The 22375-nt window shown below is 69.0% G+C and carries 24 protein-coding genes and 1 pseudogene; 11 read left to right on the top strand and 14 right to left on the bottom strand.

Annotated elements, in window-relative coordinates; translation table 11 throughout:
- Window positions 1-291: a 4a-hydroxytetrahydrobiopterin dehydratase gene (locus AX750_RS23200; RefSeq protein ID WP_066735214.1), complete on the top strand. Its 291-nt coding sequence runs from the start codon at window positions 1-3 to the stop codon at window positions 289-291.
- A 9-nt stretch (window positions 292-300) separates the two neighbouring features.
- Here the strand turns inward: AX750_RS23200 and AX750_RS23195 are convergent, their stop codons facing one another.
- A complete protein-coding gene (locus tag AX750_RS23195; RefSeq protein ID WP_245282502.1) occupies window positions 301-960 on the bottom strand; it encodes an RNA pseudouridine synthase in 660 nt (219 codons plus the stop codon).
- Window positions 961-1129: 169 nt separating this feature from the next.
- Between AX750_RS23195 and ftsY the strand changes: the two genes are divergently transcribed.
- Both ftsY and AX750_RS23185 read left to right on the top strand, forming a co-directional pair.
- Window positions 1130-2311 (top strand): signal recognition particle-docking protein FtsY, encoded by a 1182-nt coding sequence (ftsY, locus tag AX750_RS23190; protein WP_066735217.1) that lies wholly within the window; start codon window positions 1130-1132, stop codon window positions 2309-2311.
- Between the two features lie 44 nt (window positions 2312-2355).
- A complete protein-coding gene (locus tag AX750_RS23185; protein ID WP_066735243.1) occupies window positions 2356-2973 on the top strand; it encodes a septation protein A in 618 nt (205 codons plus the stop codon).
- Window positions 2974-2975: 2 nt separating this feature from the next.
- Here AX750_RS23185 and AX750_RS23180 read toward each other — a convergent pair whose 3' ends face one another.
- On the bottom strand, window positions 2976-3761 hold the full coding sequence (locus AX750_RS23180) for an SDR family NAD(P)-dependent oxidoreductase (protein WP_066735220.1): 786 nt from the start codon (window positions 3759-3761) through the stop codon (window positions 2976-2978).
- Between the two features lie 233 nt (window positions 3762-3994).
- Between AX750_RS23180 and AX750_RS23175 the strand changes: the two genes are divergently transcribed.
- Window positions 3995-4330 (top strand): YkvA family protein, encoded by a 336-nt coding sequence (locus AX750_RS23175; RefSeq protein ID WP_066735246.1) that lies wholly within the window; start codon window positions 3995-3997, stop codon window positions 4328-4330.
- 4 nt (window positions 4331-4334) lie between these two features.
- On the opposite strand, the gene AX750_RS23170 is transcribed toward AX750_RS23175, so the two are convergent.
- On the bottom strand, window positions 4335-5309 hold the full coding sequence (locus AX750_RS23170; RefSeq protein WP_066735223.1) for an NADPH:quinone oxidoreductase family protein: 975 nt from the start codon (window positions 5307-5309) through the stop codon (window positions 4335-4337).
- 204 nt (window positions 5310-5513) lie between these two features.
- On the opposite strand from AX750_RS23170, the gene AX750_RS23165 reads away from it, so the two are divergent.
- The 3 genes from AX750_RS23165 to AX750_RS23155 all read left to right on the top strand — a co-directional run bounded on the left by AX750_RS23165 (window position 5514) and on the right by AX750_RS23155 (window position 7918).
- A complete protein-coding gene (locus tag AX750_RS23165; protein ID WP_197431975.1) occupies window positions 5514-6128 on the top strand; it encodes a hypothetical protein in 615 nt (204 codons plus the stop codon).
- Between the two features lie 85 nt (window positions 6129-6213).
- Window positions 6214-7434: a 23S rRNA (adenine(2503)-C(2))-methyltransferase RlmN gene (rlmN, locus tag AX750_RS23160; protein WP_066735225.1), complete on the top strand. Its 1221-nt coding sequence runs from the start codon at window positions 6214-6216 to the stop codon at window positions 7432-7434.
- A 4-nt stretch (window positions 7435-7438) separates the two neighbouring features.
- Window positions 7439-7918, top strand: a complete 480-nt coding sequence (locus AX750_RS23155) for a hypothetical protein (protein ID WP_066735227.1) — start codon at window positions 7439-7441, stop codon at window positions 7916-7918.
- Between the two features lie 142 nt (window positions 7919-8060).
- Here AX750_RS23155 and ggt read toward each other — a convergent pair whose 3' ends face one another.
- Complete coding sequence (ggt, locus tag AX750_RS23150) at window positions 8061-9815, bottom strand: gamma-glutamyltransferase (protein ID WP_066735229.1); 1755 nt, start codon at window positions 9813-9815, stop codon at window positions 8061-8063.
- A gap of 191 nt (window positions 9816-10006) precedes the next feature.
- Between ggt and AX750_RS23145 the strand changes: the two genes are divergently transcribed.
- The 3 genes from AX750_RS23145 (at window position 10007) to AX750_RS23135 (ending at window position 12073) form a co-directional block, all read left to right on the top strand.
- Window positions 10007-10567, top strand: coding sequence for a LemA family protein (locus AX750_RS23145; RefSeq protein WP_245282501.1), 561 nt, complete (start codon window positions 10007-10009; stop codon window positions 10565-10567).
- 109 nt (window positions 10568-10676) lie between these two features.
- Window positions 10677-11468, top strand: coding sequence for a YgcG family protein (locus AX750_RS23140; protein ID WP_067255029.1), 792 nt, complete (start codon window positions 10677-10679; stop codon window positions 11466-11468).
- On the top strand, window positions 11468-12073 hold the full coding sequence (locus AX750_RS23135) for a TPM domain-containing protein (RefSeq protein ID WP_066734238.1): 606 nt from the start codon (window positions 11468-11470) through the stop codon (window positions 12071-12073). The genes AX750_RS23140 and AX750_RS23135 overlap by 1 nt, the downstream gene beginning before the upstream one ends.
- A 24-nt stretch (window positions 12074-12097) precedes the next feature.
- Here the strand turns inward: AX750_RS23135 and AX750_RS23130 are convergent.
- The 10 genes and pseudogenes from AX750_RS23130 to AX750_RS23090 all read right to left on the bottom strand — a co-directional run.
- Window positions 12098-12451, bottom strand: a pseudogene (locus AX750_RS23130) (YbaN family protein); the annotation flags it as partial.
- A 142-nt stretch (window positions 12452-12593) separates the two neighbouring features.
- Window positions 12594-13355 (bottom strand): DUF1223 domain-containing protein, encoded by a 762-nt coding sequence (locus AX750_RS23125; RefSeq protein ID WP_066734234.1) that lies wholly within the window; start codon window positions 13353-13355, stop codon window positions 12594-12596.
- A gap of 67 nt (window positions 13356-13422) precedes the next feature.
- A complete protein-coding gene (locus AX750_RS23120; protein WP_280939922.1) occupies window positions 13423-14397 on the bottom strand; it encodes a lipid A biosynthesis lauroyl acyltransferase in 975 nt (324 codons plus the stop codon).
- Between the two features lie 131 nt (window positions 14398-14528).
- Window positions 14529-15551: a zinc-binding dehydrogenase gene (locus AX750_RS23115; RefSeq protein ID WP_066734231.1), complete on the bottom strand. Its 1023-nt coding sequence runs from the start codon at window positions 15549-15551 to the stop codon at window positions 14529-14531.
- 115 nt (window positions 15552-15666) lie between these two features.
- A complete protein-coding gene (locus tag AX750_RS25725) occupies window positions 15667-15849 on the bottom strand; it encodes a ribbon-helix-helix protein, CopG family (RefSeq protein WP_197431921.1) in 183 nt (60 codons plus the stop codon).
- Between the two features lie 112 nt (window positions 15850-15961).
- Window positions 15962-16708 (bottom strand): SDR family oxidoreductase, encoded by a 747-nt coding sequence (locus tag AX750_RS23110; protein WP_066734228.1) that lies wholly within the window; start codon window positions 16706-16708, stop codon window positions 15962-15964.
- Entirely contained in the window at window positions 16705-18018 is a 1314-nt protein-coding gene (locus AX750_RS23105) for a beta-ketoacyl-ACP synthase (protein ID WP_066734225.1), read from the bottom strand. Before AX750_RS23105 ends, AX750_RS23110 begins: the two co-directional genes overlap by 4 nt.
- Window positions 18019-18028: 10 nt before the next feature.
- Complete coding sequence (locus AX750_RS23100) at window positions 18029-19156, bottom strand: beta-ketoacyl-ACP synthase (protein ID WP_066734223.1); 1128 nt, start codon at window positions 19154-19156, stop codon at window positions 18029-18031.
- A complete protein-coding gene (locus tag AX750_RS23095; protein WP_066734220.1) occupies window positions 19153-19626 on the bottom strand; it encodes a 3-hydroxyacyl-ACP dehydratase FabZ family protein in 474 nt (157 codons plus the stop codon). Before AX750_RS23095 ends, AX750_RS23100 begins: the two co-directional genes overlap by 4 nt.
- A gap of 180 nt (window positions 19627-19806) precedes the next feature.
- On the bottom strand, window positions 19807-20088 hold the full coding sequence (locus AX750_RS23090) for an acyl carrier protein (protein ID WP_066473700.1): 282 nt from the start codon (window positions 20086-20088) through the stop codon (window positions 19807-19809).
- A 265-nt stretch (window positions 20089-20353) separates the two neighbouring features.
- On the opposite strand from AX750_RS23090, the gene AX750_RS26655 reads away from it, so the two are divergent.
- Window positions 20354-22288 carry a methyl-accepting chemotaxis protein gene (locus tag AX750_RS26655; RefSeq protein WP_280939921.1) on the top strand — a complete coding sequence of 645 codons (1935 nt, stop codon included), beginning with the start codon at window positions 20354-20356 and terminating at the stop codon, window positions 22286-22288.
- Window positions 22289-22375: the final 87 nt, after the last annotated feature.

The following is a 22375-nucleotide window of genomic DNA, read 5'->3' as shown; positions in this document are numbered from 1 at the left end:
ATGCCCAAGCGCCTCGGACCCGACGCCCTGAAGGAGGCGCTGACGACGCTGACCGGGTGGACACGCGTCGAAGGGCGCGAGGCGATCACCAAGCGCTATGTCTTCCGCGATTTCAGCGAGGCCTTCGGCTGGATGACGCGGGTCGCGCTGGTGGCCGAGACGATGGGCCACCACCCCGAATGGTTCAATGTCTACCGGACGGTCGAAGTGACGCTGGCCACGCATGATGCGGGCGGGCTGACGGAGCTCGACGTCCGCCTCGCCCATGCGATGGATGCGCTGCGCCTATAGCGCGAGGCGCTATCCGCTCCAGCCGCAGGCCCGCAGAGCTGCCAGCATATGCGGCGGCGGCGGTGCCTCGACCCGGATCGGCGGTTTCTTTCGATAGAGCGGCACGGTGACGGAGCGGGCGTGAAGCTGCAGGCCCGGGCCGCCCTCGCGCGGGGCATCGCCATAGATCTCGTCGCCCAGCATGGGCCAGCCCGATTCCGCGCAATGGACACGCAGCTGGTGGGTGCGGCCGGTCAACGGCTCCAGCTCGAGCCAGGCGAGCGGGCCGGCCTCGCCCTGTCCATGCCCCATCACGCGGTAGCGCGTCTGCGAGGGCAGGCCGTCGGGATCGACCTTCATCCACCAGCCGCGATCGGGTGCCCGCTTGGCCAGCGGCAGGTCGATCAGCCCTGACTCGGCGGCCGGGCTGCCCTGCACGATCGCCCAATAGCTCTTGTCGATCGTTCCGTCACGGAACATCTGGTTGAGCTCGGCCATGGCGCGCGGGTGGCGGCCGAGGATCAGGCAGCCCGAGGTGTCCTTGTCGAGGCGGTGCGCGGCCTCGGGCCGGCGCGGCAGGCCGAAGCGCAGCGCGTCGAGATGGTCGGTCAGGACGGGGATGACCCGGCGCTTGGCCTGGGGCCCGCGATGCGAGGGCAGGCCGGCCGGCTTGTCGATGACCAGCATCATCGCGTCGCGGTAGAGCAGCGGGACCGGCAGTTCGGGCTCCGGCCGGCCGGGATCCGGGCTCGGCTGCGAAATCTCTGGTCGCTCGGGCGTGGTCATGGCATTGCGCTAGCGAAGGCCTCCCTTGGGCGCAAGCACGAGCCGCTGCGCGGCAGAGGCGACGGAACGAGTGATGAGCGAGAACGAACCGAAGAAGCGCGGCTTCTTTTCGAGATTGTTCGGCAGCGAGCCCGAACCGGCGGCTCCCGCCCCGGCCACGCCGGAGGCTGCGGAGAGGCTTCCCGAGGCGCCGGCCGATGCTCCGCGTCCGGCAGACGAGGTCGCGTCCGAGGCGGCGAGCCCGCTGCCGATCGCCATGCCCGAACCGGCGCCGGTCCAGGCCGCGCCGGTCCTGAGCGCTCCCGTCCCGGCGCCTGCGCCCGAGCCGAAGCGGAGCTGGTGGCGGCGCCTGACGGAGGGCCTGTCGCGGACCTCCTCGGCCCTGACGACCGGCATCACCGACCTTTTCACCAAGCGCAAGCTCGATGCGGGAACGCTGGAAGACCTCGAAGACATCCTGATCCAGGCCGATCTCGGGCTCGCTACCGCCGCGCGCGTCGCCAAGGCGGTCGGCGAGGGGCGCTACGACCGGCAGATCGAGCCCTCCGAGGTCAAGGCGATCCTGGCGCGCGAGGTCGAGGCGATCCTGTCGCCGGTCGCCCAGCCGCTGGTGATCGACGCCACGAAAAAGCCGTTCGTGATCCTGATGGTCGGCGTCAACGGCTCCGGCAAGACGACGACGATCGGCAAGCTGGCGGCCAAGTTCCGGGCCGAGGGCCGGTCGGTCATGCTGGCGGCAGGCGATACCTTCCGCGCGGCGGCGATCGAGCAGCTCAAGGTCTGGGGCGAGCGCACGGGGGCGGAGGTCGTCTCCGGCAACCAGGGCGCGGACGCCTCGGGGCTCGCCTTCGAGGCGCTGCAGAAGGCGAAGTCGGCCGGCACAGACGTACTGCTGGTCGACACCGCCGGGCGGCTGCAAAACAAGACGGGGCTGATGGACGAACTCGCCAAGGTGGTCCGCGTCATCCGCAAGCTCGATCCGGAGGCGCCGCATGCGGCGCTGCTCGTGCTCGACGCCACCGTCGGCCAGAACGCGCTCAGTCAGGTCGAGGCTTTCGGCGACACGGCCGGCGTTACCGGGCTGGTGATGACCAAGCTCGACGGCACGGCGCGCGGCGGCATCCTGGTGGCGCTGGCGGCGAAGTTCGGCCTGCCGGTGCATTTCATCGGCGTCGGCGAAGGCGTCGAGGATCTGGAGCCGTTCTCGGCGCGTGATTTCGCCCGCGCCGTGTCGGGGCTGGACGAGGCGGCGTGAGAGCGGCCGGCGACATGAACAGGCAGGACGAGATGAGCGACAGCATGGCGCAGCCCCCCGCGGCGAAGGGCCGCCCGATCCACCCGCTGCTCAAGCTGGCGTTGGAATTCGGGCCGCTCGCGATCTTCTTCTTCGCCAATTCCTATGGCGACCGGCTGTTCGGCGTCGCCTCCGACCGGCGCATCTTCGTCGCCACCGGCATCTTCATCGTCGCCTCGCTGGTGGCGCTGGCGGCGTCGCGCATCCTGATGGGCTATCTGCCGCGCATGGCGATCGTGAACGCGGTCGTGGTCACCGTCTTCGGCGGGCTGACCATCGCGCTGGACGACGCCTTCTTCATCAAGGTGAAGCCGACCATCGTCAACGCGCTGTTCGGCTGCGTGCTGCTGGGGGGCCTGTATTTCGGCCGCTCGCTGCTGGCGCTGGTGCTGGAATCCGTGATGCAGCTCGACGAGGAGGGCTGGCGCAAGCTGACCCTGCGCTGGGGGTTGTTCTTCTTCGTGCTGGCGGCGCTGAACGAGATCGTCTGGCGCACGCAGAGCCAGGATTTCTGGGTCGCCTTCAAGGTCTGGGGCGTGATGCCGCTGACCATGGTTTTTGCCTTGGCGCAGACGCCGCTGATCCTGAAGCACGAGATCAAGGCGGCGAAGGCGGGCGAGTAAGGCTATTTCGGCGCCATGCGCAGGGCGCCGTCGAGGCGGATGGCGCTGCCATTGAGCATGTCGTTCTCGACGATGCTCTTCACCAGCCTGGCATATTCCGCCGGCTTGCCCAGACGCGAGGGGTGCGGGACGGAGACGGCGAGCGAGGCGCGCGCCTCCTCGGGCAGGCCGTCGAACATCGGCGTCTCGAACAGGCCGGGCATGATCGTCATGACGCGGATGCCGGAGGCGGCGAGTTCGCGCGCGATCGGGAGCGTCATGCCGGCGACGCCGGCTTTCGAGGCGGCATAGGCAGCCTGGCCGATCTGGCCGTCCTCGGCCGCGATCGAGGCGGTGCAGATGAAGACGCCGCGCCCGCCATCGGCGGTGACGGGCTCGAGGGCGGCCAGCGCCGCCGCCGATTTCGCGAGCATCCGGAAGGTGCCGGTCAGGTTGATGGCGAGCGCCTTCTCGAACAGGGCCGTGTCATGGGCGACGAGTTCGCCGGTCTCGCGCTTCTTCGAGACGATGCGGCGGCCGGGCGCGATGCCGGCGCAGTTGACGAGGATTCGCGCCACGCCCTGGGCCGCCCGCGCCTTGGCCAGAGCCTCGTCGACGGACGCTTCGCTGGTGACGTCGCAGGGAACGAAGAGGCCGCCGATCTCGGCCGCGACCTTTTCGCCCCGCTCGGCGTTGAGGTCGAACAGCGCGACCTTGGCGCCCTGCGCGGCGAGCATGCGGGCCGTGGCCTCGCCGAGGCCGGACGCGCCGCCGGTGACGATCGCGGCGACGGAGGAATCGATCTGCATGGCGTGTCCCGGGATCTGATGCGACGCTTTCAGCGTTTAGTGGCCGTGGCTCCGTCCTCCAAGGCGGTTTCTTGCACCGCCCGCTGGGCAGACCTCTTGCAGCGGATATCCGCGGGGCCACATCTTTCGACAGGGCGGGCCCCGTCTCATGACGTCATGATGATGTCCCGCAACGCGCCCTCAGGAGGGGCCAGATGAGCGACGGTTTCACCTCCCGCTTCACCGAGGAGGAAATGGCGGCGATCCGCAAGAGCCTGCGCGACGAGGCGCGATTCGGGTCGGAGTTCTTCGCGCGGCTGAAGCGCGTCGCGAAGCGCATCCCGTTTTCGGAGGATCTGCTGGCCGCCTGGATTTGCGCGCGCGATCCGTCGACGCCGCGACGCGTGCGGATGACGCTGCTGGCGGCGCTCGGCTATTTCGTGCTGCCGCTCGACGCGCTGCCCGACATCATGCCGTTGCTCGGCTTTACCGACGATGCGGCGGTCATCGCGGCCGCCGTCGCGGCTGTCGCCGGTTCGATCACGCCCGAGCATCGCGAGAAGGCCAAGCGGGCCATGGCGGAGCTGTGAAGGCTCACAGCGTCAGCACGATCTTGCCTCGCGCCTTGCGGTCGCCGATCAGCGCATAGGCTTCCGTCCAGCGCTCGAGCGGGATCTCGGCATGGACATGGGCGCGGATTCGACCCTCCGCGACCCAGCCCAGCAGCCGCTCCATATTGGCGCGCTGGGCGCCCGGCTGGCGCTTGACGAAGTCGCCCCAGAAGACGCCGCGAAGGTCGCAGCCCTTCAGCAGCAGCAGGTTGAGCGGGATTTTCGGAATGCCGCCACCGGCGAAGCCGACGACGAGATAGCGCCCTTCCCAGCCCATCGAGCGGAGCGCCGGCTCGGCGAGATCGCCGCCGACCGTGTCGTAGAGCACGTCGACGCCGTGGCCCTCGGTGAGGCGGCGCAGCGCGGCGCGCAGATCCTCGCTTCCGTAATCAATGGCTTCAATGGCGCCGTGCTCGCGGGCGAGGGCGATCTTTTCCGCCGAGGACGCGCAGGCGATGACGCGGGCGCCGAGCAGAGCGCCGATCTCGACGGCGGCGAGGCCGGCACCGCCGGAGGCGCCGAGCACCGCCAGCGTTTCGCCGGGCTGGAGTTGCGCGCGCTGGATCAGCCCGTGCAGGGCCGTGCCATAGGTGACGAAAAGCCCCGCCGCCTGTGCATCCGAGAGGCCATCGGGAATGGGAATGACATTTTCGGCCGGGACGACGACGCGCTCGCGGGCGGCGCCATAGCCGAGCCAGGCGGCGACGCGCTCGCCGATGCGCCAGCCGGAGACGCCCTCGCCCAGCGCCACGACCGTGCCGGCGCATTCCGCGCTCGGCGAGAACGGCAGGTCGGGCTTGGTCTGGTAGCGGTTCTCGATGATAAGCGTGTCGAAGAAGTTGAGCGCCGCCGCCTTGACCGCGATCGCGATCTCGCCGGGGCCGGGTTGCGGCTCGGGAAGGTCGCGCAGGGCCAGCATCTCGGCCGGGCCGTGGCGTTCGCAGAGCAGCGCCTTCATCGTCACATCTCCCTCGCCGCCGCCGGCTTCACCCGTTTCGGGTGCGACTGTGCCATGGCGGCGGCGCCTGCGAAACGTGGCGGAGACCGCGCCGGCATTCGCATTTTCGCCAGGATCATGGCACTCTATCCGCCTGCCTCAGCCATCGCGCCCGTCAACGGGTGGTAAAGGCAGTGTTAAGATTTTTAATGATTGATGGCGGCCATGATCAGCTCGATTCTTCGTCCCGGCGTTCCCGCCTCGCGCCGCGTCCCCCTTCTGCCGACGTTGCTCGCAGGCTGCCTCGGCGTCGCGCTCCTTGCCTCGGCCGCGCAGGCCCAGCAGCAGCAGCGTGGACGCCCTGCGGCCGCCGCAGCAGCGCCCGCCGCCGCTGGCCAGGGCCAGGCGATGCTGCTGGAGACCGCCGGCAAATGGCAGGCCTTCACCTCGCAGCAGGGCCGCTCCAAAGTATGCTACGCCCTTTCCAAGGCCGAGACGCGGTTGCCTGCGAATCTCAAGGACGTCGAGGGGCTGCTCTTCGTCGCGACACGCCCGGCCGAGGGCGTGCGCAACGAGATCAGCTTCGTGATGAATTTCGATCTCAAGGAAGATGTCGAGCATCAGGCGATCATCGGTTCGGAGCGTTTCGCGCTGGTCGCCAAGGGCCAGAACATGTGGCTGAAGAACCCGGCCGAGGAGCCGCGCATGCTGGATTCGCTGCGCAGAGGCTCGGGGCTCGAGATCAAGGGCACCTCGAAGCGCGGCAATCCGACCTCGGACAAGTATTCGCTCGCAGGCATGAGCCAGACGGTGAAGCGCGCTGAAGACGCCTGCAAATAGGCCTGCGATTTCTCTGGCGCGCGTTCTCGTGCTATGAGCCCGCCCCAATGCGGGCCGCGACCGTCCGCCCCGAGCCAGAGTTCCGATGACCGTGACCGTCCTTGAACCCGCCGCCCCGGCGGCCGAACCCGTTTTGCAGCGGCCTTCGCTGGTCGGGCGCACGCGCGCCGGCCTCGCCGCCGCGCTGGCCGAGATCGGCGTTCCGGAGAAGGAACGGCGCATGCGCGTCGGCCAGCTCTGGAACTGGATCTATCATTACGGCGTGCGCGACTTCGCGGCGATGACCACGATCGGCAAGGGGCTGCGCGGCGCCCTGGCCGAGCGCTTCACGCTCGATCTGCCGGAGGTTACCGCCGAGCAGATCTCGACCGACGGCACCCGCAAATGGCTGATGCGGATGGCGCCGACCGGCCCGCGCGACCGCGGCGCCGAGATCGAATGCGTCTACATCCCCGAGGTCGATCGCGGCACGCTCTGCGTCTCGAGCCAAGTCGGCTGTACGCTGACCTGCACCTTCTGCCACACCGGCACGCAGCGCCTGGTGCGCAACCTCACCACCGAGGAGATCGTGGCGCAGCTGATGGTGGCGCGCGACCGGCTCGGCGATTTCCCGAACCGCGAGGCCCCCGGCGGCGCCTTCGTGCCGAAGGATGGCGGGCGCTTCGTCTCCAACATCGTCTTCATGGGCATGGGCGAGCCGCTCTACAATTTCGACGGCGTGCGCGACGCGATCGACGTCATCTCCGACAATGAGGGGCTGTCCCTCGGGCGCCGTCGCATCACGGTGTCGACCTCGGGCGTCGTGCCCCAGATCGGCCCGCTCGGCGACGAGATGGGCACGATGCTGGCGATCTCGCTGCATGCGGTCCGCGACGATCTGCGCAACGAACTCGTGCCGCTGAACAAGAAGTACCCGATCGCCGAACTGCTCGAGGCCTGCCGGACCTATCCCGGCGTCTCGAACGCCAAGCGCATCACGTTTGAGTATGTCATGCTCAAGGGCGTCAACGACAGCGATGCCGAGGCGCGCGAGCTGGTGCGGCTGCTCAAGGGCATCCCGGCCAAGATCAACCTGATCCCGTTCAATCCCTGGCCCGGCACGAAATACGAATGCTCAGACTGGGACCGGATCGAGCGCTTCTCCGAGATCGTCTTCCGCGCCGGCTATGCCTCGCCGGTGCGCACGCCGCGGGGGCGCGACATCCTCGCCGCCTGCGGACAGCTCAAGAGCGAGACCGAGAAGCTCTCCGCCCGGGCCCGGCTGATGCTGGACCAGGAGGAAGCGGCCGCGGCGAACGCCGGCTGACCCGATGCTGCGCTGGCTCCTGCTGATTCCGTTCGCACTGGTGATGGCGATGGCTGCCGGCCTCGTCGCGATGATGGTCGCCAGCGTCGTCTCGCCGGGCCTCGCGCTGCTGATCGGCGGCGGCTTCGAGCGTCTGCTCGACGCGCTGTTCGGACTGGCTGACCTGGGCATCGATCCGGGGCCGACCGCGGAGGCCGCCTTCGTGCTGCTCGGCCGGCTGGGCTTTGCGATCATCGTCGCGCCGGTCGTGCTGGTTGCGGTCGGCTGCGAGCTGTTCTCGCTGCGCAGCGGCCTCATCCAGAGCGGGCTCACCGGCCTGCTCGCGGCGCTGCTGCCGCTCGGCATGCTCGGGTTGGCGCGTGCCCCGACGGGAGCCGAGGTGCAGGTCCTCGGCGGGCTCGTGCTGGTCGGCGCGGCGACGGGCTTCGTCTACTGGCTGATCGCGGGGCGCAGCGCCGGCGGCGAGCGGCGCGAGCCGGTCTGACCGGCAGGGGTTCGACCGGGTTCGGCTGGGTATGACCCAGTGCTACCGCCGCGCCAACACGCTGGTTTTCCAGCCAAAATCTGCGGCCATCCCTGATCTCAGTTCGGCTTTGGCCATTAGCACGCGCGTTCGCAGCCCCTTGCTAATCCCCGATCGCAACACCCTCCCGGCGCCCATCCGCTCCGCCGACGAAGCCTTCCGGCGTCTTGACGATCGCCTGGATGCCCGATGTCATCTCGAGCAGGCGGATTTCGTGGCCCTTCGTCTCCAGCGCCGCCTTCCACCCTTCTGCCTCGGTGCCCTTCTCCAGCTCGGTCGGGCCGTTGCGGCTGCCGAAATTGCCGAGATCGACGGCGGCCTGCGGGTCCATCTTCCAGTCGAGCAGGGCGACGAGCGTCTTGGCGACATAGCCGATGATCTGGCTGCCGCCGGGCGAGCCGACCACGGCATAAAGCCGGCCGAAGGCGTCGAAGACCAGCGTCGGCGCCATCGAGGAGCGCGGGCGCTTGCCCGGCTCGACGCGGTTGGCGACCGGCTTGCCGTCCTCCTCCGGCACGAAGGAGAAATCGGTCAGCTCGTTGTTGAGCAGGAAACCGCCCGCCGTCATCAGCCTTGCGCCGAAGCCGTCCTCGATGGTGGTGGTCATCGAGACGGCGTTGCCATCGCCGTCGACGACCGAGATGTGGCTGGTTCCGTTCTCGATGCCCTCCGAGGGCGCCAGCAACCCCGCCCGCTTGTTGGGCGGTTCGCCGGCCTTGGCGCGGCCCATCGAGCGTTCGGGGCTGATCAGCCCGGCGCGCGAGCGGATGTAGTCGCGGTCGATCAGGCCGGGCAGGGGAATGCCGACGAAGGCGGGATCGGCGAGATAGAGGTTGCGGTCGGCGAAGGCGAGGCGGCCGGCCTCCGAAAACCAGTGCGCGGCCTCCGCGCCGGGACCCATCCGTGGGAGATCGCGCGTTTCGAGCATGCCGAGCATCTGCTGCACGGCGACCGCGCCCGAACTCGGCGGGCCCATGCCGCAGAGGCGCCAGACCCGGTAGGCGCCGCAGACCGGCTCGCGCTCCTCGACGCGGTAGGCGGCGAGATCTGCCATCGTCATGTCGCCGGGATTGGTCGCGTGGCCGGTCACGGTCGCGACGATGTCGCGCGCGATCTCGCCCTCGTAGAAGGCGCCCGCGCCGTGCTCGGCCAGAGCGCGCAGCGTCGCGGCGAAGGCGGGGTTGCGAAGGATCGTGCCGACCGCTTTCGCCCGGCCGTCGGCCTCGTAGAAATAGGCCGCGGCACGGGCGTCCTTCGCCAGGTTCCTTTCGCCGGACAAAAGCCCGTTCAGGCGCGGGGAGATGGCAAAGCCGTCTTCCGCCAGTCTGATCGCCGGAGCGAGCACCTGTGGCCAGGGCAGTTTCCCCCAGCGGCGATGCGCCTCCTCCAGCAGCCTCGGCGTGCCGGGAACCCCGACCGACCGCCCACCGACGACCGCGTCGACGAATCGCATCGGCTTGCCGTCCTGTCCGATGAAGCGGTCGGGTTTCGCCGCGGCGGGCGCCGTCTCGCGGCCGTCGAGCGTGATCACCCGCCGGGCCGCCTCGTCCCAATGGACCAGGAAGGCGCCGCCGCCGAGGCCCGAGCTCTGCGGCTCGACCAGGTTCAGCACGAGCTGGACGGCGATGGCGGCATCGACCGCGCTGCCGCCGGCGCGCAGGATGTCGCGCCCCGCGGCGGCGGCGAGCGGATTGGCGGCGGCGACCATGAAGCGCTGGGCGGTGGCGGTGGCTTTCGCGGTCCGACCCGTCGCGGCCTCGGGCGCCGGGGCAAGCGGCTGGGCCTTGGCCGGCGCCGCCATCAGCAGGAGCAGGGCGCAGGCGAGGATGCGGGGGCGGTGGCCGGGAATCAGGGGCATGGCGATGGTCCGCTGGCGGGTCCTGCCGCCAGCCTAGCGCAAGCCGGCGAGCGCGCCATCACCCCGTGCCGCTTGGAGCGATCCCATGCGGCGTCTAAGGTCGCGTTCGTCTTCGTCGTCCGATCGTGCCAAGGGGGCCCGGCATGTCGCTTTCGTCCGTCTCGAAAACCCGCCATCCGTTCGCGGTGCTGATGGCCGCCCTGCTGGGCCTCGCCCTCGCCGGCTGCGGCGTCAACAATGTCCCGACGCTGGAGGAAAAGGCTAAGGCGAGCTGGGGCGAGGTGCAGAACCAGTATCAGCGGCGGGCCGACCTGATCCCGAACCTGGTCGAAACGGTGAAGGGCTTCGCCGCGCAGGAGCGCGAGGTGCTGACCGCGGTCATCGAGGCGCGCGCCAAGGCGAGCCAGGTCAAGGTCGACGCCTCGACGATCACCGATCCGGCCAAATTCAAGGAATATCAGGAGGCGCAGAACCAGCTCAGCGGGGCGCTGGGCCGGCTGCTGGTCACGGTCGAGCGCTATCCGGAGCTGAAATCCAACCAGAACTTCCTGGCGCTCCAGTCCCAGCTCGAAGGCACAGAGAACCGCGTCGCCGTGGCGCGGCGCGACTACATCCAGGCTGTCCAGGCCTTCAACACCGAGATCCGCACCTTTCCGGGCGTCATCTGGGCCCGGCTGTTCTGGGGCGCGAAGCCGATGGAGAGCTTCGCGGCGACGGCGGGGGCCGAGCGGCCGCCGGCTGTGAAGTTCTGAGGGCGCTCGACGGGGCAGGGCCATGCTGCTGACCTCTCCGTCATGCTCGGGCTCGACCCGAGCATCTTTTGGAAGAGATTCTCGGGTCCTCGCTTCGCTGCGCCCGAGAATGGCGGCTGTGTGCCTCGCTCTGCTGACGACCCTGATTGGTTCGCTCGCGCTGGCCGCCGATCCCTCCTACCCGGCCCTCTCCGGCCGCATCGTCGATGGCGCCAAGCTGATCGCGGCGGAGCCGCGCCAGCGGATCGAGGGCAAGCTCAAGGCCCATGAGGACAAGACCTCGGACCAGATCGTGGTCGCGACGGTGCCGTCCCTGCAGGGGCTGAGTATCGAGGACTACGCCAACGGCCTGTTCCGGTTCTGGAAGCTCGGCCAGGCCAAGACCAATAACGGCGTCCTGCTGCTGGTCGCGCCGACCGAGCGCAAGGTCCGCATCGAGGTGGGCTATGGGCTGGAGGGGGCGCTCACTGACGCGCTCTCCAAGGTCATCATCACGACGGCGGTGGCGCCCAAGTTCAAGGCGGGCGACTTCGCCGGCGGCATCGAGGGCGGTGTCGACGCCATCCTGAGCATCCTCGCCGGCGACGCCGAGGAGTGGCAGCGGCGCGCGAGCGTGCGCAGCGACGAGACATCCACGGTCGACATCATCGCGATGGTGGTCATGATCGCGCTGGTCCTGATCATCGTCGCGGCCTTCATCCGGGAATTCGGCGGTACCGATGCGTCGCGTCGGCACCGCCTGCGCAACGGGCGCTGGGTGACGCTGCCGCAAAGCTCCGGCTGGAGCACGGGGTCGGGCGGAAGCTGGAGTTCGGGATCCGGTGGCGGGTCGAGTTCGAGCGGCGGCTTCTCCGGGGGGGGCGGATCGTCGGGCGGCGGCGGGGCTTCGGGAGACTGGTGATGGACGAGCAGGACCGGCAGGCGATCGCCGACGCCGTGCGCGAGGCCGAGGGCCAGACAGCGGGCGAGATCGTGGTCATGATCGACCGCGCTGCGGGGAGCTATCGGACGATACCGGTGGTGATGGCGCTGACGCTCGCGCTGCTGGTGCCCTGGCCGCTGCTCGCGATGACGGAGACGAGCGCGCCGCGCATCTTCCTGATCCAGCTGATCTGTGCCGTGCTGCTGCTCGCGACGCTGCTCTGGTATGGCCGCGGCGGGCGCTTCGTGCCCGGCTTCATCAAGCGCAGGCGGGCGCACGAGGTGGCGCTGCGCGAGTTCACGGCGCGGGGGCTGAGCCGCACGCGGCAGCGCACGGGCGTGCTGCTCTACATCGCGATCCAGGAGCGCTATGCCGAGATCATCGCCGACAGCGGCATCGACGGCCGGGTCGAGCAGGCAGTGTGGGACGAGATCGTCGAGGCGGTCGTCATCGCGGGACGTGACGACCGGCTTCGCGAAGGGGTCGTCACCGCGGTGCGGGCGATCGGCGCCGTCCTGGCGAACCATACGCCGCGCTCGCCCGACGACATCGACGAGCTGCCGAACAGCGTCATCCTGCTCTGAGTACCCCGAGCGCGGGAGCGGGCGTCAGGCGGAGACGTCCGCCGGTTCCGGCCGTCGCCAGACATAGATGAGAACGCCGATCATCCCCGCCGCTACGACGGCCTGAAGCTGGCGGGAAGCGGTCTCGAGGAAGATCAGCGAGAAGCTTGCCAGCATGCTGAACGTGACGATCCATTTTACGGGGCGCGAGACGGCGCCCGAGGTCTGCCAGTTGCGAATCAGCTTGCCGAAACGCGGATGCGTCGTCAGCCACGTCTCCATCCGCGGCGAGGACCGCGAGAAGCAGGCCGTGGCGAGGACGAGAAAGACGATCCCGGGAACCAGCGGCACGACCAGCGCAACGACGCCGATGGCGACACAGAGGCAGCCGAGAGCAACGTAGAGCGGACGTTGTCATGCCGGCTTTAGCGAGGGGGTAGGTTCCACGGCCGCCCTCTGGACGTTCGATCGAGACGCCGGAGCTTCTGCCGCAGCGTGACGCGCCTTGCAACCACCCCGCGCTGCAGCGGTGGATCCGTGATCAACGGTCGACGCCGCGCGCCGCCGCAAGCACCGTGGACGGCATGACGCCGGATTTTCCCTGCCGCTCGGCCTGGATCAGGACAACGTAGCTGTCGACTTCGGGGCCTTGCGTGACGCCGAGCGGAGCCGTGACAGTCGCAGGCCGGCCGTCCCAATCGCCGATGCGGGTCATGCCGCGTACGACATTGGCATAGGCCACCGTCTTGCCCTGGTTCTCGCCGCGGGCGATCGGCACCGTGACCATCTTTGTCGTGGTCGCGACCCAGACGCCAGCGGTGCGCTCCTGCACATCACCAACCGGGACCAATGTCACCACGAGCTGCCCATCGGCTTCCTTCACGGCCAGCTTCGCGACGAAGCCGCCGCCCGGGGGGGCTTTCGAGGCGCGTTCGATCTCGCCTCGATCCGATCCGACGACATGCGCTGCACCGTTGATCACGGCCTGGGGCGTGTAGACCTGTCCGTCCCCGCGCGCCTTGGCATAATACTTCTGGCGCTTGGCGAAGCTGTCCTTGCCGAGCGTGTCCTTCCAGCCGAGATAATCCCAGTAGGTCACCGGCAGCGTCAGGGTGATGATGTCCCGCTGCTTGGCGAGGTCGACGAAGAGGGCGTCGGCCGGCGGGCAGGAAGAGCAGCCCTGGCTGGTGAAGAGCTCCACCACCGCCCGGGGCTGGAGGTCCGGCACCTGAGCGCGCGCCGCGTCTGCGCCCAGCAGGAGCAGGGCGGCAGCGGCGGAGAGGAGGGGCGCGGAACGTTTCATGGCCTGAACTCGGCGAGATCTTGCATCTCAGGCGTTACCAAAGCGCCCCATTCGTCTCACTTCAAAATCACGTTGCCTTGAAAACAGGGGAGGGTGCAACGGCTGGTGCCTCGGCGGCGGCGGCCGAGATCATGTTCGGGCGCCAGCGGCGATGCATCCAGAGCCATTGCTCGGGATGTTCGCGGACCCAGCCCTCGACCACGGCGGTCATCATCGCCATGGCGCCCTGGACGTCGATCTCGCCGGCCGCGTCGCGGGGCAGGTCGAGCGGCGGCGTCAGCTGCAGCCGGAAGCGCTGGTTCGGCAGGCGGATGACGCGCACGCCATGCACCGGGCATTCGAAGCGGCGGGCGAATTTGCCGAGGATCGGGTTGGTCAGGGCCGGGCGGCCCATGAAGGGCACCACGACGCCGCGGGTGAAGTGCTGGTCGATCAGCATGCCGAGATGGCCGTCGCGCTCGAGCACGCCCTGCATGGCGAAGGCGGCGCCCTGCTTCGCCGCGGCGAGCCCGCCCATCGCGCCGGAGCGGATCTCGTGGACGACGGCGGCGATCGCCGGGTCGTTGGGCGCCCGGAACACGGCCGTCGTTTCGAGATCGTAGGCCTGCGCGCAGATCGCCGGCAGTTCCCAATTGGCGAGATGCGCCGAGAAGATCAGGCCGGGCCTGGCATCGTCCTTCAGCGCGATGAAATGCTCGATGCCCTCGACCTCGACGCGGGAGGGCGCGTCGGGGTTGAGGTAGTCGTAGTCGAACAAGGTGGCGAGATGGGCGTATTCGGCGGCGGTGCGGCCCAGATTCTCCCAGGCGCCTCGCGCGATGCGGCGCACCTCGGCCTCGTCCATCCCCGGAAAGGCCGCGCGGATATTGGCGAGCGCGACGCGGTTGACCGGAATCAGCGGGCTCGCCGTGCGCAGCAGCCAGCCGCCGAGATCGCTCGACCGCTCCGGTCCGAGCAGGCGCAGGAAGCCGAAGAGGGCCCGGATCAGGCCGATCATCACCGCCGCGCCTGCGCGTGCGGCGATTGTTTTCAAGCGTCTCAAGATCGGCCCGGTCCTCTCGCGCCCCTCTGGCCGTCGCGGCCGGGCTGACGGCGCGACTTGCGGCAGGACGGCGCTTTCGTCAAGTTTTCAGCGGCGGCCATCCGCTTGCGGCAGCGCGTTCCGCAGCGTCCTCAGAAGGTCACGACGACCTTTCCGAAGACCTGCCGGCCCTCGAGACGCGCGAGCCCCTTCTCGAAATCCTCCAGCGGAAAGACGGAATCGATGACCGGTTTCATGCCGGCCGCCATCTTGTCGAGGGACTGGCGGATGTTCTCGATGCGGCAGCCGAAGGAGCCGGTGATGCGGTACTGCTGCTGGAACAGCTGCATCAGGTTGATCGTGGCCGAGGGGCCGGATGTCGCGCCGCAGGTGACGAGACGGCCACCGCGCTTGAGGCAGAGCAGCGAGCCGTTCCAGGTGTCGGCGCCGACATGCTCGAAGACGACATCGACGCCCTTTCGCTTGGTGAGGCGGCGGACCTCGCCCTCGAAGCGCTCGGTCTTGTAGTTGATGACGTGGTCGGCGCCGAGTTCGGCGGCCTTGCGACCCTTCTCGTCGTCGCCGACCGTGGTGAAGACCGTGCAGCCGATCGCCTTGGCCATCAGGATCGCGGCCGTGCCGATGCCGGAGCCGCCGGCATGGACCAGGACCGACTCTCCGGGCTCGAGCCTGGCGTTGTCGAACAGCATGTGCTGGACCGTGCCGAAGCCGATCGGCGCGCAGGCCGCGTCCTCGAAGGAGACGCCGGCGGGTGCTTTGACCACGAGCCTTGCCGCCTTGTTCAGGAATTCGCGAGCGAAGCCGTCGATATGGAAGCCCATGATGCCGGCGACGTTCTCGCAGAGATTGTCGCGGCCCTCGCGGCAGGCCTTGCAGTGGCCGCAGGTCTCGGCGCCATAGGCGGTGACGGTGTCGCCGACGGCGAGGCCGGTGACGCCCTCGCCGACGCAGACGATCTCGCCCGAGGCCTCGACGCCCGCCGCCTGCGGCATCTTGCGCTTGGCGAAGGCCATGCCGCGGAAGCCCCAGACGTCGAGATAGTTCAGCGCGACGGCACGGATGCGAATCTGGACCTCGCCGGCGGCGGGAGGCGGCGGCGGGTCGATCTCCTCGAGACGGAGGTCGCGGTCGCCGTGAAGTTGAAGTGAACGCATGGGAAGACGGAGTCTCTTTTTCAGTCGCTGCAGCGCGGCGCGGGGTGCCGCCGGTCCATCACAGTTCAAGGCAATCTGTTGTTGCGACGGCGCGACAAGGGGTCTGATCAGCGGCTCAGTGACTGTTCGTCGCTGTGCCATGCGGCAAGGCGGGCTGCTCTGGGCTCTTGTGGTGAACCGCATCGACGTAATTTTCGATCGCGGTTGCAATAATCCATTCCGGCGAACGATCCGTTTGAGCAGCCAGTTCTTTTACGATGGCAGCGATCTGAGGTTCCAGCTCGATTGTTATGTCCATAGCACGACTCCTCATGTCGCCATTCCGAGCAGAGCGCAGCCATCACTTCGCGGCCGGAGGCGACTAGATTGCGCCGTAGACACGCTCCCCGCAACGACGGATGCGGGTCATCTCAGCGGTGGACGCCGAGCTGCGCGGTCACGCCGCCGTCGATCGGGATGACGGTGCCGGTGATGTAGGCGGCGGGCTCGCTCATCAGGAAGGCGGCGAGGCCGCCGACCTCCTCTGGCCTGGCAAAGCGGCCGGCGGGAATCTGCCCCTGCATCTTGTCGCGATAGGCGGCGTAGGGCGCCATCATGTCGGTATCGACGAAGCCGGGCGCGATGACGTTGACGGTGACGCCGCGCTTGCCGGTCTCGACCGCGAGCGTCTTCGCATAGGAGATCAGCGCGCCCTTGGAGGCGGCGTAAGCCGCATTGCCGGGGTTGCCGCGCAGCGCCGCGACCGAACCGATGGCGACGATCCGGCCGGCCCGGGCGCGGATCATGGACCGCATCAGGCTCTTGGCGAGGCGGGTGAAGGCCCAGAAATTGACCTGCATGGCCGCTTCCGCCTTGTCCTGCGCCATCATCGCGGCCAGCGAGTCATAGGGCTGGCCGGCATTGTGGACGAGGCCGAAATAGCTCTCGCTTTCGCGGTCCTCGCAGAAGGCGTCGAGCGCCGCCTTGTCGGCGAGGTCGAGCGGCAGGGCCTGGATGGCGCGGCCGGGATGTGCGGCGGCGATCTCGGCGGCCAGCGCCAGGGCCTGCTCGCCCGAGGAGCGATAGGTGAAATCGACATCGTGGCCGGCCGCGGCCAGCGCCCGGACGATGGCCGCGCCGACGCCCTTGGCGCCGCCGGTGACGAGAACCTTGGTCATGAGCGGGTCGGCTCCGCGGTCAGGACGAGGCTGGTGTTCTGCCCACCGAAGCCGAAGGAGTTGGACAGGACCGTCCGCACCTTGGCGTCGCGGGCGACATTGGGGACGACATCGAGCGCGATCGCAGGGTCGGGCGTGACGTAGTTGATCGTCGGCGGAATGCGACCATGCGCGATGGTGAGGAACGAGATCACCGCCTCGACCGCGCCGGCCGCGGTCAGGGTATGGCCGATCATCGACTTGTTGGAGGACATCGGCAGGCGCGCCATGCGCTCGCCGAAGACGGCGGCGCAGCTCATCGCCTCCATCTTGTCGTTCTCCGGCGTCGAGGTGCCGTGGGCGTTGATGTAGTCGACATCGTCGGGGCTGAGGCCGGCATCGGCCAGCGCATCCTGCATGGCGAGGATGGCGGGCTTGCCGTCCGGGCTGGAGCGGGTGCGGTGGAAGCCGTCGCCGCGCTCGCCGCAGCCGGCGACGATGCCGAGGATGGTCGCCCCGCGCGCCAGGGCATGGTCGTAATCCTCCAGCACCAGCGCGCCCGCGCCCTCGCCCATGACGAAGCCGTCGCGGTTCTTCGAGAAGGGCTTGGCGGCGGCTTCCGGCGGGTCGTTCTGGGTCGAGAGCGCCGAGAGCAGCGAGAAGCGGATCAGCGCCTCGGCATGGATCGAGCCGTCGGTGCCGATGCAGAGCGCGGCTTTCGTCTCGCCGCGGCGGATCGCCTCGACGCCCATCTGGATCGCGGTGGCGCCAGATGAGCAGGCGGTCGAGAGCGAGATCGGCGAGCCCTTGGTGCCGAAGGCGTCGGCGACATGATCGGCGACGGTGCCGAACAGGAACATCTCGTGCATCGCCTTGAAGCGCTGCGAGGCTGCGGCGCTGAGCAGGCCGCGATAGTCGACCTCGCCGTCCAGTGAGGCGGCGAGCTCCTGCTTCTGCGGCCATTCCATCTCGACGGGGGGGACCGCCATGAAGAGCTCGCCCGGAAAATCGCCCGGCTGGCCGATGCCGCTCTGGCCGACAGCCTCCTCGGCCGCGAGCATCGCGAGCTTCTCGGAGAGCTGCGGGGCGGTGAAGGGGCCGTCGAACAGGAAATCGACGGTTCCGCCGATGGTGGTGCGCAGGCCCTGCGTCGGGAAGCGCTCGATGGCGTGGATGCCGGAGCGGCCGGCGGTGAGCGCCTCCCAGTTCGCCGCCTTGCCCTGGCCGAGCGAGGTGACGATGCCGAGTCCGGTCACGGCGACGACGGGCCTGCCCCGGGAATCGCGGCGGCCGACGGCGGGAGACGGTTTGGAGGGGGTGGTTTCGCTCATCGCACGCTCCTCACGGGGCCACCAGGTGGGCCGCACCCTCGCCGCGCCAGTGACCGGCGCCGGTGACGACGGCCTCGCGGGCCTGGCCCTTCGACAAGGCGGCGGCGGCGAGCGCGACCGAGACGGGGAAGGCGGCCTCAACCGCATGGCCGAGCAGATCGCCGGTCGCGACGCGGCGCGCCTGCGGCAAGGTCGCCAGCGCAGCCGCTTCCTCGGCGGTGACGCCGGCGACGCCGGTGGCGGCCGAGACGGCGAGCGCGCCGGGGGCGACGGGGCCGAGATCGGCGAGCAGGCCGCGCAGCGCCGCCTCGACCGCGCCGGGCTGGCGTTTCGAGCGGGTCGCGACGACGGCGTCGAGCCGGGCCAGGATGGTGGCGCCGCGGGCGGCTGCGCGTTCGGCCGACTCCAGCACGAGGAAGGCCGAGGCGCTGCCCGTGATCAGGCCGGGCGCAGTCTCGCGCTCGAAGACGGGGGCGAAATCGCCCTTTCGCAGGAAGCCGCCCAGCTCGAACAGCAGCAGCATGTCCTGCCGCTCGGCATTGTAGGAGCCACCGACCAGCATGACCTCCGCCTGGCCGGCGGCGATGCGGGCATGGGCGGTGCGGATGGCGTCGACGCCGGCCTGCTCCTCGCCCATGAAGGTGCGCGAGGCGCCGGTGATGCCGTGGACGATGCCGATATTGCCGGCGAGCAGGTTGGACAGCTGGGCCAGGAACAGGGTGGGGCGCAGATCGCCCATCAGCCGCTCGTTCAGGAAGGTGCCGGGCGCGTTGGCGCCGCGCAGCCCGGTCAGGATGGCGCTGTCGACGGCATGGTCGCGCTCGCCGCCGCCGGCGGCGACGATGACCTGCAGCATCGCCTTGGCCTCGGCATCGTCCTTCAGCCCCGCCCCGTCGAGTGCGAGCCCGGCCGCATAGACGCCGAGGCGCTGCCACGGCTCCATCTGGCGCTGGTCGGACTTCTTGGGGATCTGCCGGTCGAGTTCGAGCGGTTTCAGCGGGTGAACCGGATAGGGTGCGAAGCTCGTCGTGTCGACGACGGGCGCGGCCATGGCCGCCAGCGCGTCCGCATGGGTGTCGATGCCTTCGCCGAGGCTGGAGGCGAGGCCGATGCCGGTGATGACGACGCCGTGCTTCATGATCGGGCCTGCTCCGGGGCGAGGCCGATGGCGGCCAGGCGTGCCTCCATCAGGCTGCGCATGTCGGCGGGGAAGGGCATCAGGCGGAAGCGCAATTCCGCATCGCAGATCGCTTTGCCGTCGATGGCGATGCGCGCCTTGGTCGCCGCATAGCCCGAGCCCTCGATGACGAGTTCGGCGGCGATGTCGAGCACGGCATCCGGCTCGACGAAGGTGCGGAAGCGCGCCTTGTCGACGGTCATCAGGAAGGGCATCTGCGTCAGCCCGTTGAGCGCGAGCAGCAGATAGCCGGAAGCCTGCGCCATGGTTTCGGTCAGCAGCACGCCGGGGACGAGCGGATGGCCGGGGAAATGACCCTCGAAGACGGGGCTGGCGTCGGCCGCCGGCACGGTCGAGCGGGTCGCGATCCGCTTCTCGCCCGGTTCGAAGGCGACCACGCGGTCGATCATGTCGAAATATTCGAGGCGCATGCGCTTCCGATCGTCGGTCACGGGGCGTCGAAGCCGGCTCCGACGCGGCTCTGCTCTAAACGCTGAGCCGGCAGGGCTCAAGCCGGCGCCCGCCAAAGCAGGACGGCCCCCATGCCGGGGCGCCGCGGACAACGCGTCCGCGCCCCGGGATGAGGGCCGTGATCACGGAGGTGGCGGAACTCAGGCCGCCTTGGCGGCGACGAGATCGTCGATGCGCTTGCAGAGGTTCTCGAGCACGAAATACTGCTCGGCCGGCGCCTTGCCCTCGTTGACCTCCTGCGTCCACTGCTCGAGCGGCAGCTTGATGCCGAAGGCCTTGTCGATCGCGAAGGCGATGTCGAGGAAGGCGAGCGAGTCGATGCCGAGATCGTCGATCGCGTGGCTCTGCGGCGTGATCTTCTCGCGCGGAATGTCGCAGGTCTCCGAAATGATTCCGGCGACCGTCTCGAAGGTGGCGGACATGCGGGTGCTCCCGTCGTGATGATGGAGGCGGACGACATCCGGGCGCGGACGATCGTCCTGCGCCTGCCCCAAGCCCCCCGCCAAGGATGACTGTGACGCCCCCTTACACCGCGGGGGGTGAGAGGACAACTGCGGCGAGTCCGGCGGCCGGACTCGCCCGTCGAACGCAAGTGCGGGGAGAAGCTCGTCCGAATTGCCGAAGTGACGTAACGTTAATGATCCGATGCAATTCTGCGTTGCTTTCGAGTCGCTCGGGGGACTGGCCGTGGTATCGCTGAAAACGCGCTTTGCCTTGCTGTGCCTGCTGCTCGCCCTCATCACCAGCGCGGTCGCGGGAATCGGCCTTCATTCGTCGTCGCGCATGGGCTCAGCCATCGACGATCTCGCCCAATCAGCCACGGCGATCCGCAACCACACCATCGGCGACATGCTGCATGACGGGCTGCGCGCCGATGTCTACGCGGCCCTCATCCGGTCCGACCAAGGAGCAGACGGGACAGAGACGATCGCGGAGACACGGGCACACGCCCAGGAGTTTTCGGAGCGCATCGCCGCGACAAAGACGATCGTCAGTTCGCCGGAGACCCTCGCGCGCCTGCAGGCGCTCGACGAGCCATTGAACAGCTATATCGCCCAGGCGGTGACGCTGGTCGAACTCGCCTTCAGGGACCGCAAGGCCGCTCTCGCGGGCATGGCGCTGTTCGACGAACGCTTCGAGGCGCTCGAAAGGTCGATGAAGGAGGCCGGCGACGCGCTGGAGGCCGAGGCGATGGCGGCGCAGTCGGGTGCGGGCAGCGCCCGTGGTCTCGCCACGAGCGTCGCGCTGTCCGGCCTCGTCATGGCGCTGCTGACGGCGCTCGGGCTCTATGCGGCGGTCCTGCACAGCATCGCCCGCCCGATCGCGCAGATCGTCGAGACGATGCGTCGGCGTGGATCGGAGCCGGGGTCCGTGTTGATCCCGCATCGCGATCGCCGCGACGAGATCGGTGAAATGGCGCGGGCCATCGGCTCCTATCAGGACGTGCTGGCCGGACGCGCGGCCGAGGAGCAGTCGCGGCGTGACGAGGAGGTGCTCTCTTCGCAGAGGCAGGCCGCGACGTTCGCCGAGACCGCGCACCAGATCAGGCGGGCGGTCGATGCCGCCGTGCATGGCGATTTCAGCCATCGCGTCGACCCTGGGGCGCAGCAGGGCGAGATGGCGGCGCTCGTCACGGGGATCAACCAGATCAACGCCGCGATCGACGGCGCGACGACGACTTTCGCCGATGTGCTGGCGGCCATCGCCGACGGCGATCTCACCCGCACCGTCAGGACGGACTACTCCGGCAAGCTTGGATCCGTCAGCGGCTCGATCAACGAGATGGTCGAGAAGCTGGCCTTGACCGTGACGGTGATCAAGCAGACGGCGCGCGAGATCGCCGCAGCCGCCGAGGAGATCAAGTCGGGAGCGGAAAACCTCTCGCTGCGCACCGAGGAGCAGGCTTCGTCTCTGGAGGAGACTGCCGCCACCACCGAACAACTGGCGGCATCGGTGAAGGCTTCGGCCAATGCTTCGCGGCAGGCTGTCCATCTGGCCGAGAACGCGACGCGCGTCGCCCGCAATGGCGGTGCCATCGTCACCGACGCGATCGGCGCGATGAACCGCATCGAACAGGCCAGCGGCAAGATCACCGACATCACCTCCGTGATCGACGGGATCGCCTTCCAGACCAATCTGCTCGCGCTGAATGCGGCGGTGGAGGCGGCGAGGGCCGGGGATGCCGGCAAGGGCTTCGCGGTCGTGGCGTCCGAGGTTCGGGCGCTGGCTCAGCAATCTGCGGACGCGGCCAAGAGCATCTCCGGCCTGATCAACGATACCACGCAGGAGGTTGCCGCCGGGGTGAAGCTCGTACGCAGCGCGGGCGAGGTGCTGGGTGAGATCGTCGAGGCGACGCAGCAGGTCGCCGGTACGGTGACGGAGGCTGCAGCGGCCTCCGGCGAACAATCGAACGGAATCGACGAGATGAGCCAGACCGTCGTGCGGATGGACGAGATGACGCAACAGAACGCCGCGCTGGCCGAGGAAAGCGCGGCCGCCGCCGTCATGCTCGGCCGCAAGATCGCCGAACTCGACGCGCTCGTCGCCACGTTCCGAACCACGAGCTCCGCGCGGCCGATGCACCGTCCGGAGGCTGCCACCACCCTGCGCCGGGCGAGCTGACGACAGTCAATCCCGTGCCTTCCACGCAAAAGGGCTGCGGCATCACGCGATGCCGCAGCCCTTTTTTGTGTTTCTCTAGAAGGCCGC

The sequence above is a fragment of the Methylobacterium sp. CCH7-A2 genome (assembly GCF_001557075.1).
In the GTDB taxonomy this organism is placed as follows: Bacteria; Pseudomonadota; Alphaproteobacteria; order Rhizobiales; family Beijerinckiaceae; genus Allobosea; species Allobosea massiliensis.
Note: the sequence above shows the minus strand (reverse complement) of the source record. Positions and strands in the feature narration are given on the sequence as shown.

What these genes read in the sequence shown, in the direction of transcription:
- AX750_RS23200 (WP_066735214.1), top strand. Translation starts at nt 1, where the DNA reads ATGCCCAAGCGCCTCGGACCCGACGCCCTGAAGGAGGCGCTGACGACG.
- AX750_RS23195 (WP_245282502.1), bottom strand. Translation starts at nt 960, where the DNA reads ATGATGCTGGTCATCGACAAGCCGGCCGGCCTGCCCTCGCATCGCGGG.
- ftsY (WP_066735217.1), top strand. Translation starts at nt 1,130, where the DNA reads ATGAGCGAGAACGAACCGAAGAAGCGCGGCTTCTTTTCGAGATTGTTC.
- AX750_RS23185 (WP_066735243.1), top strand. Translation starts at nt 2,356, where the DNA reads ATGGCGCAGCCCCCCGCGGCGAAGGGCCGCCCGATCCACCCGCTGCTC.
- AX750_RS23180 (WP_066735220.1), bottom strand. Translation starts at nt 3,761, where the DNA reads ATGCAGATCGATTCCTCCGTCGCCGCGATCGTCACCGGCGGCGCGTCC.
- AX750_RS23175 (WP_066735246.1), top strand. Translation starts at nt 3,995, where the DNA reads ATGGCGGCGATCCGCAAGAGCCTGCGCGACGAGGCGCGATTCGGGTCG.
- AX750_RS23170 (WP_066735223.1), bottom strand. Translation starts at nt 5,309, where the DNA reads ATGAAGGCGCTGCTCTGCGAACGCCACGGCCCGGCCGAGATGCTGGCC.
- AX750_RS23165 (WP_197431975.1), top strand. Translation starts at nt 5,514, where the DNA reads ATGATCAGCTCGATTCTTCGTCCCGGCGTTCCCGCCTCGCGCCGCGTC.
- rlmN (WP_066735225.1), top strand. Translation starts at nt 6,214, where the DNA reads ATGACCGTGACCGTCCTTGAACCCGCCGCCCCGGCGGCCGAACCCGTT.
- AX750_RS23155 (WP_066735227.1), top strand. Translation starts at nt 7,439, where the DNA reads ATGCTGCGCTGGCTCCTGCTGATTCCGTTCGCACTGGTGATGGCGATG.
- ggt (WP_066735229.1), bottom strand. Translation starts at nt 9,815, where the DNA reads ATGCCCCTGATTCCCGGCCACCGCCCCCGCATCCTCGCCTGCGCCCTG.
- AX750_RS23145 (WP_245282501.1), top strand. Translation starts at nt 10,007, where the DNA reads ATGGCCGCCCTGCTGGGCCTCGCCCTCGCCGGCTGCGGCGTCAACAAT.
- AX750_RS23140 (WP_067255029.1), top strand. Translation starts at nt 10,677, where the DNA reads ATGGCGGCTGTGTGCCTCGCTCTGCTGACGACCCTGATTGGTTCGCTC.
- AX750_RS23135 (WP_066734238.1), top strand. Translation starts at nt 11,468, where the DNA reads ATGGACGAGCAGGACCGGCAGGCGATCGCCGACGCCGTGCGCGAGGCC.
- AX750_RS23125 (WP_066734234.1), bottom strand. Translation starts at nt 13,355, where the DNA reads ATGAAACGTTCCGCGCCCCTCCTCTCCGCCGCTGCCGCCCTGCTCCTG.
- AX750_RS23115 (WP_066734231.1), bottom strand. Translation starts at nt 15,551, where the DNA reads ATGCGTTCACTTCAACTTCACGGCGACCGCGACCTCCGTCTCGAGGAG.
- AX750_RS25725 (WP_197431921.1), bottom strand. Translation starts at nt 15,849, where the DNA reads ATGGACATAACAATCGAGCTGGAACCTCAGATCGCTGCCATCGTAAAA.
- AX750_RS23110 (WP_066734228.1), bottom strand. Translation starts at nt 16,708, where the DNA reads ATGACCAAGGTTCTCGTCACCGGCGGCGCCAAGGGCGTCGGCGCGGCC.
- AX750_RS23105 (WP_066734225.1), bottom strand. Translation starts at nt 18,018, where the DNA reads ATGAGCGAAACCACCCCCTCCAAACCGTCTCCCGCCGTCGGCCGCCGC.
- AX750_RS23100 (WP_066734223.1), bottom strand. Translation starts at nt 19,156, where the DNA reads ATGAAGCACGGCGTCGTCATCACCGGCATCGGCCTCGCCTCCAGCCTC.
- AX750_RS23095 (WP_066734220.1), bottom strand. Translation starts at nt 19,626, where the DNA reads ATGCGCCTCGAATATTTCGACATGATCGACCGCGTGGTCGCCTTCGAA.
- AX750_RS23090 (WP_066473700.1), bottom strand. Translation starts at nt 20,088, where the DNA reads ATGTCCGCCACCTTCGAGACGGTCGCCGGAATCATTTCGGAGACCTGC.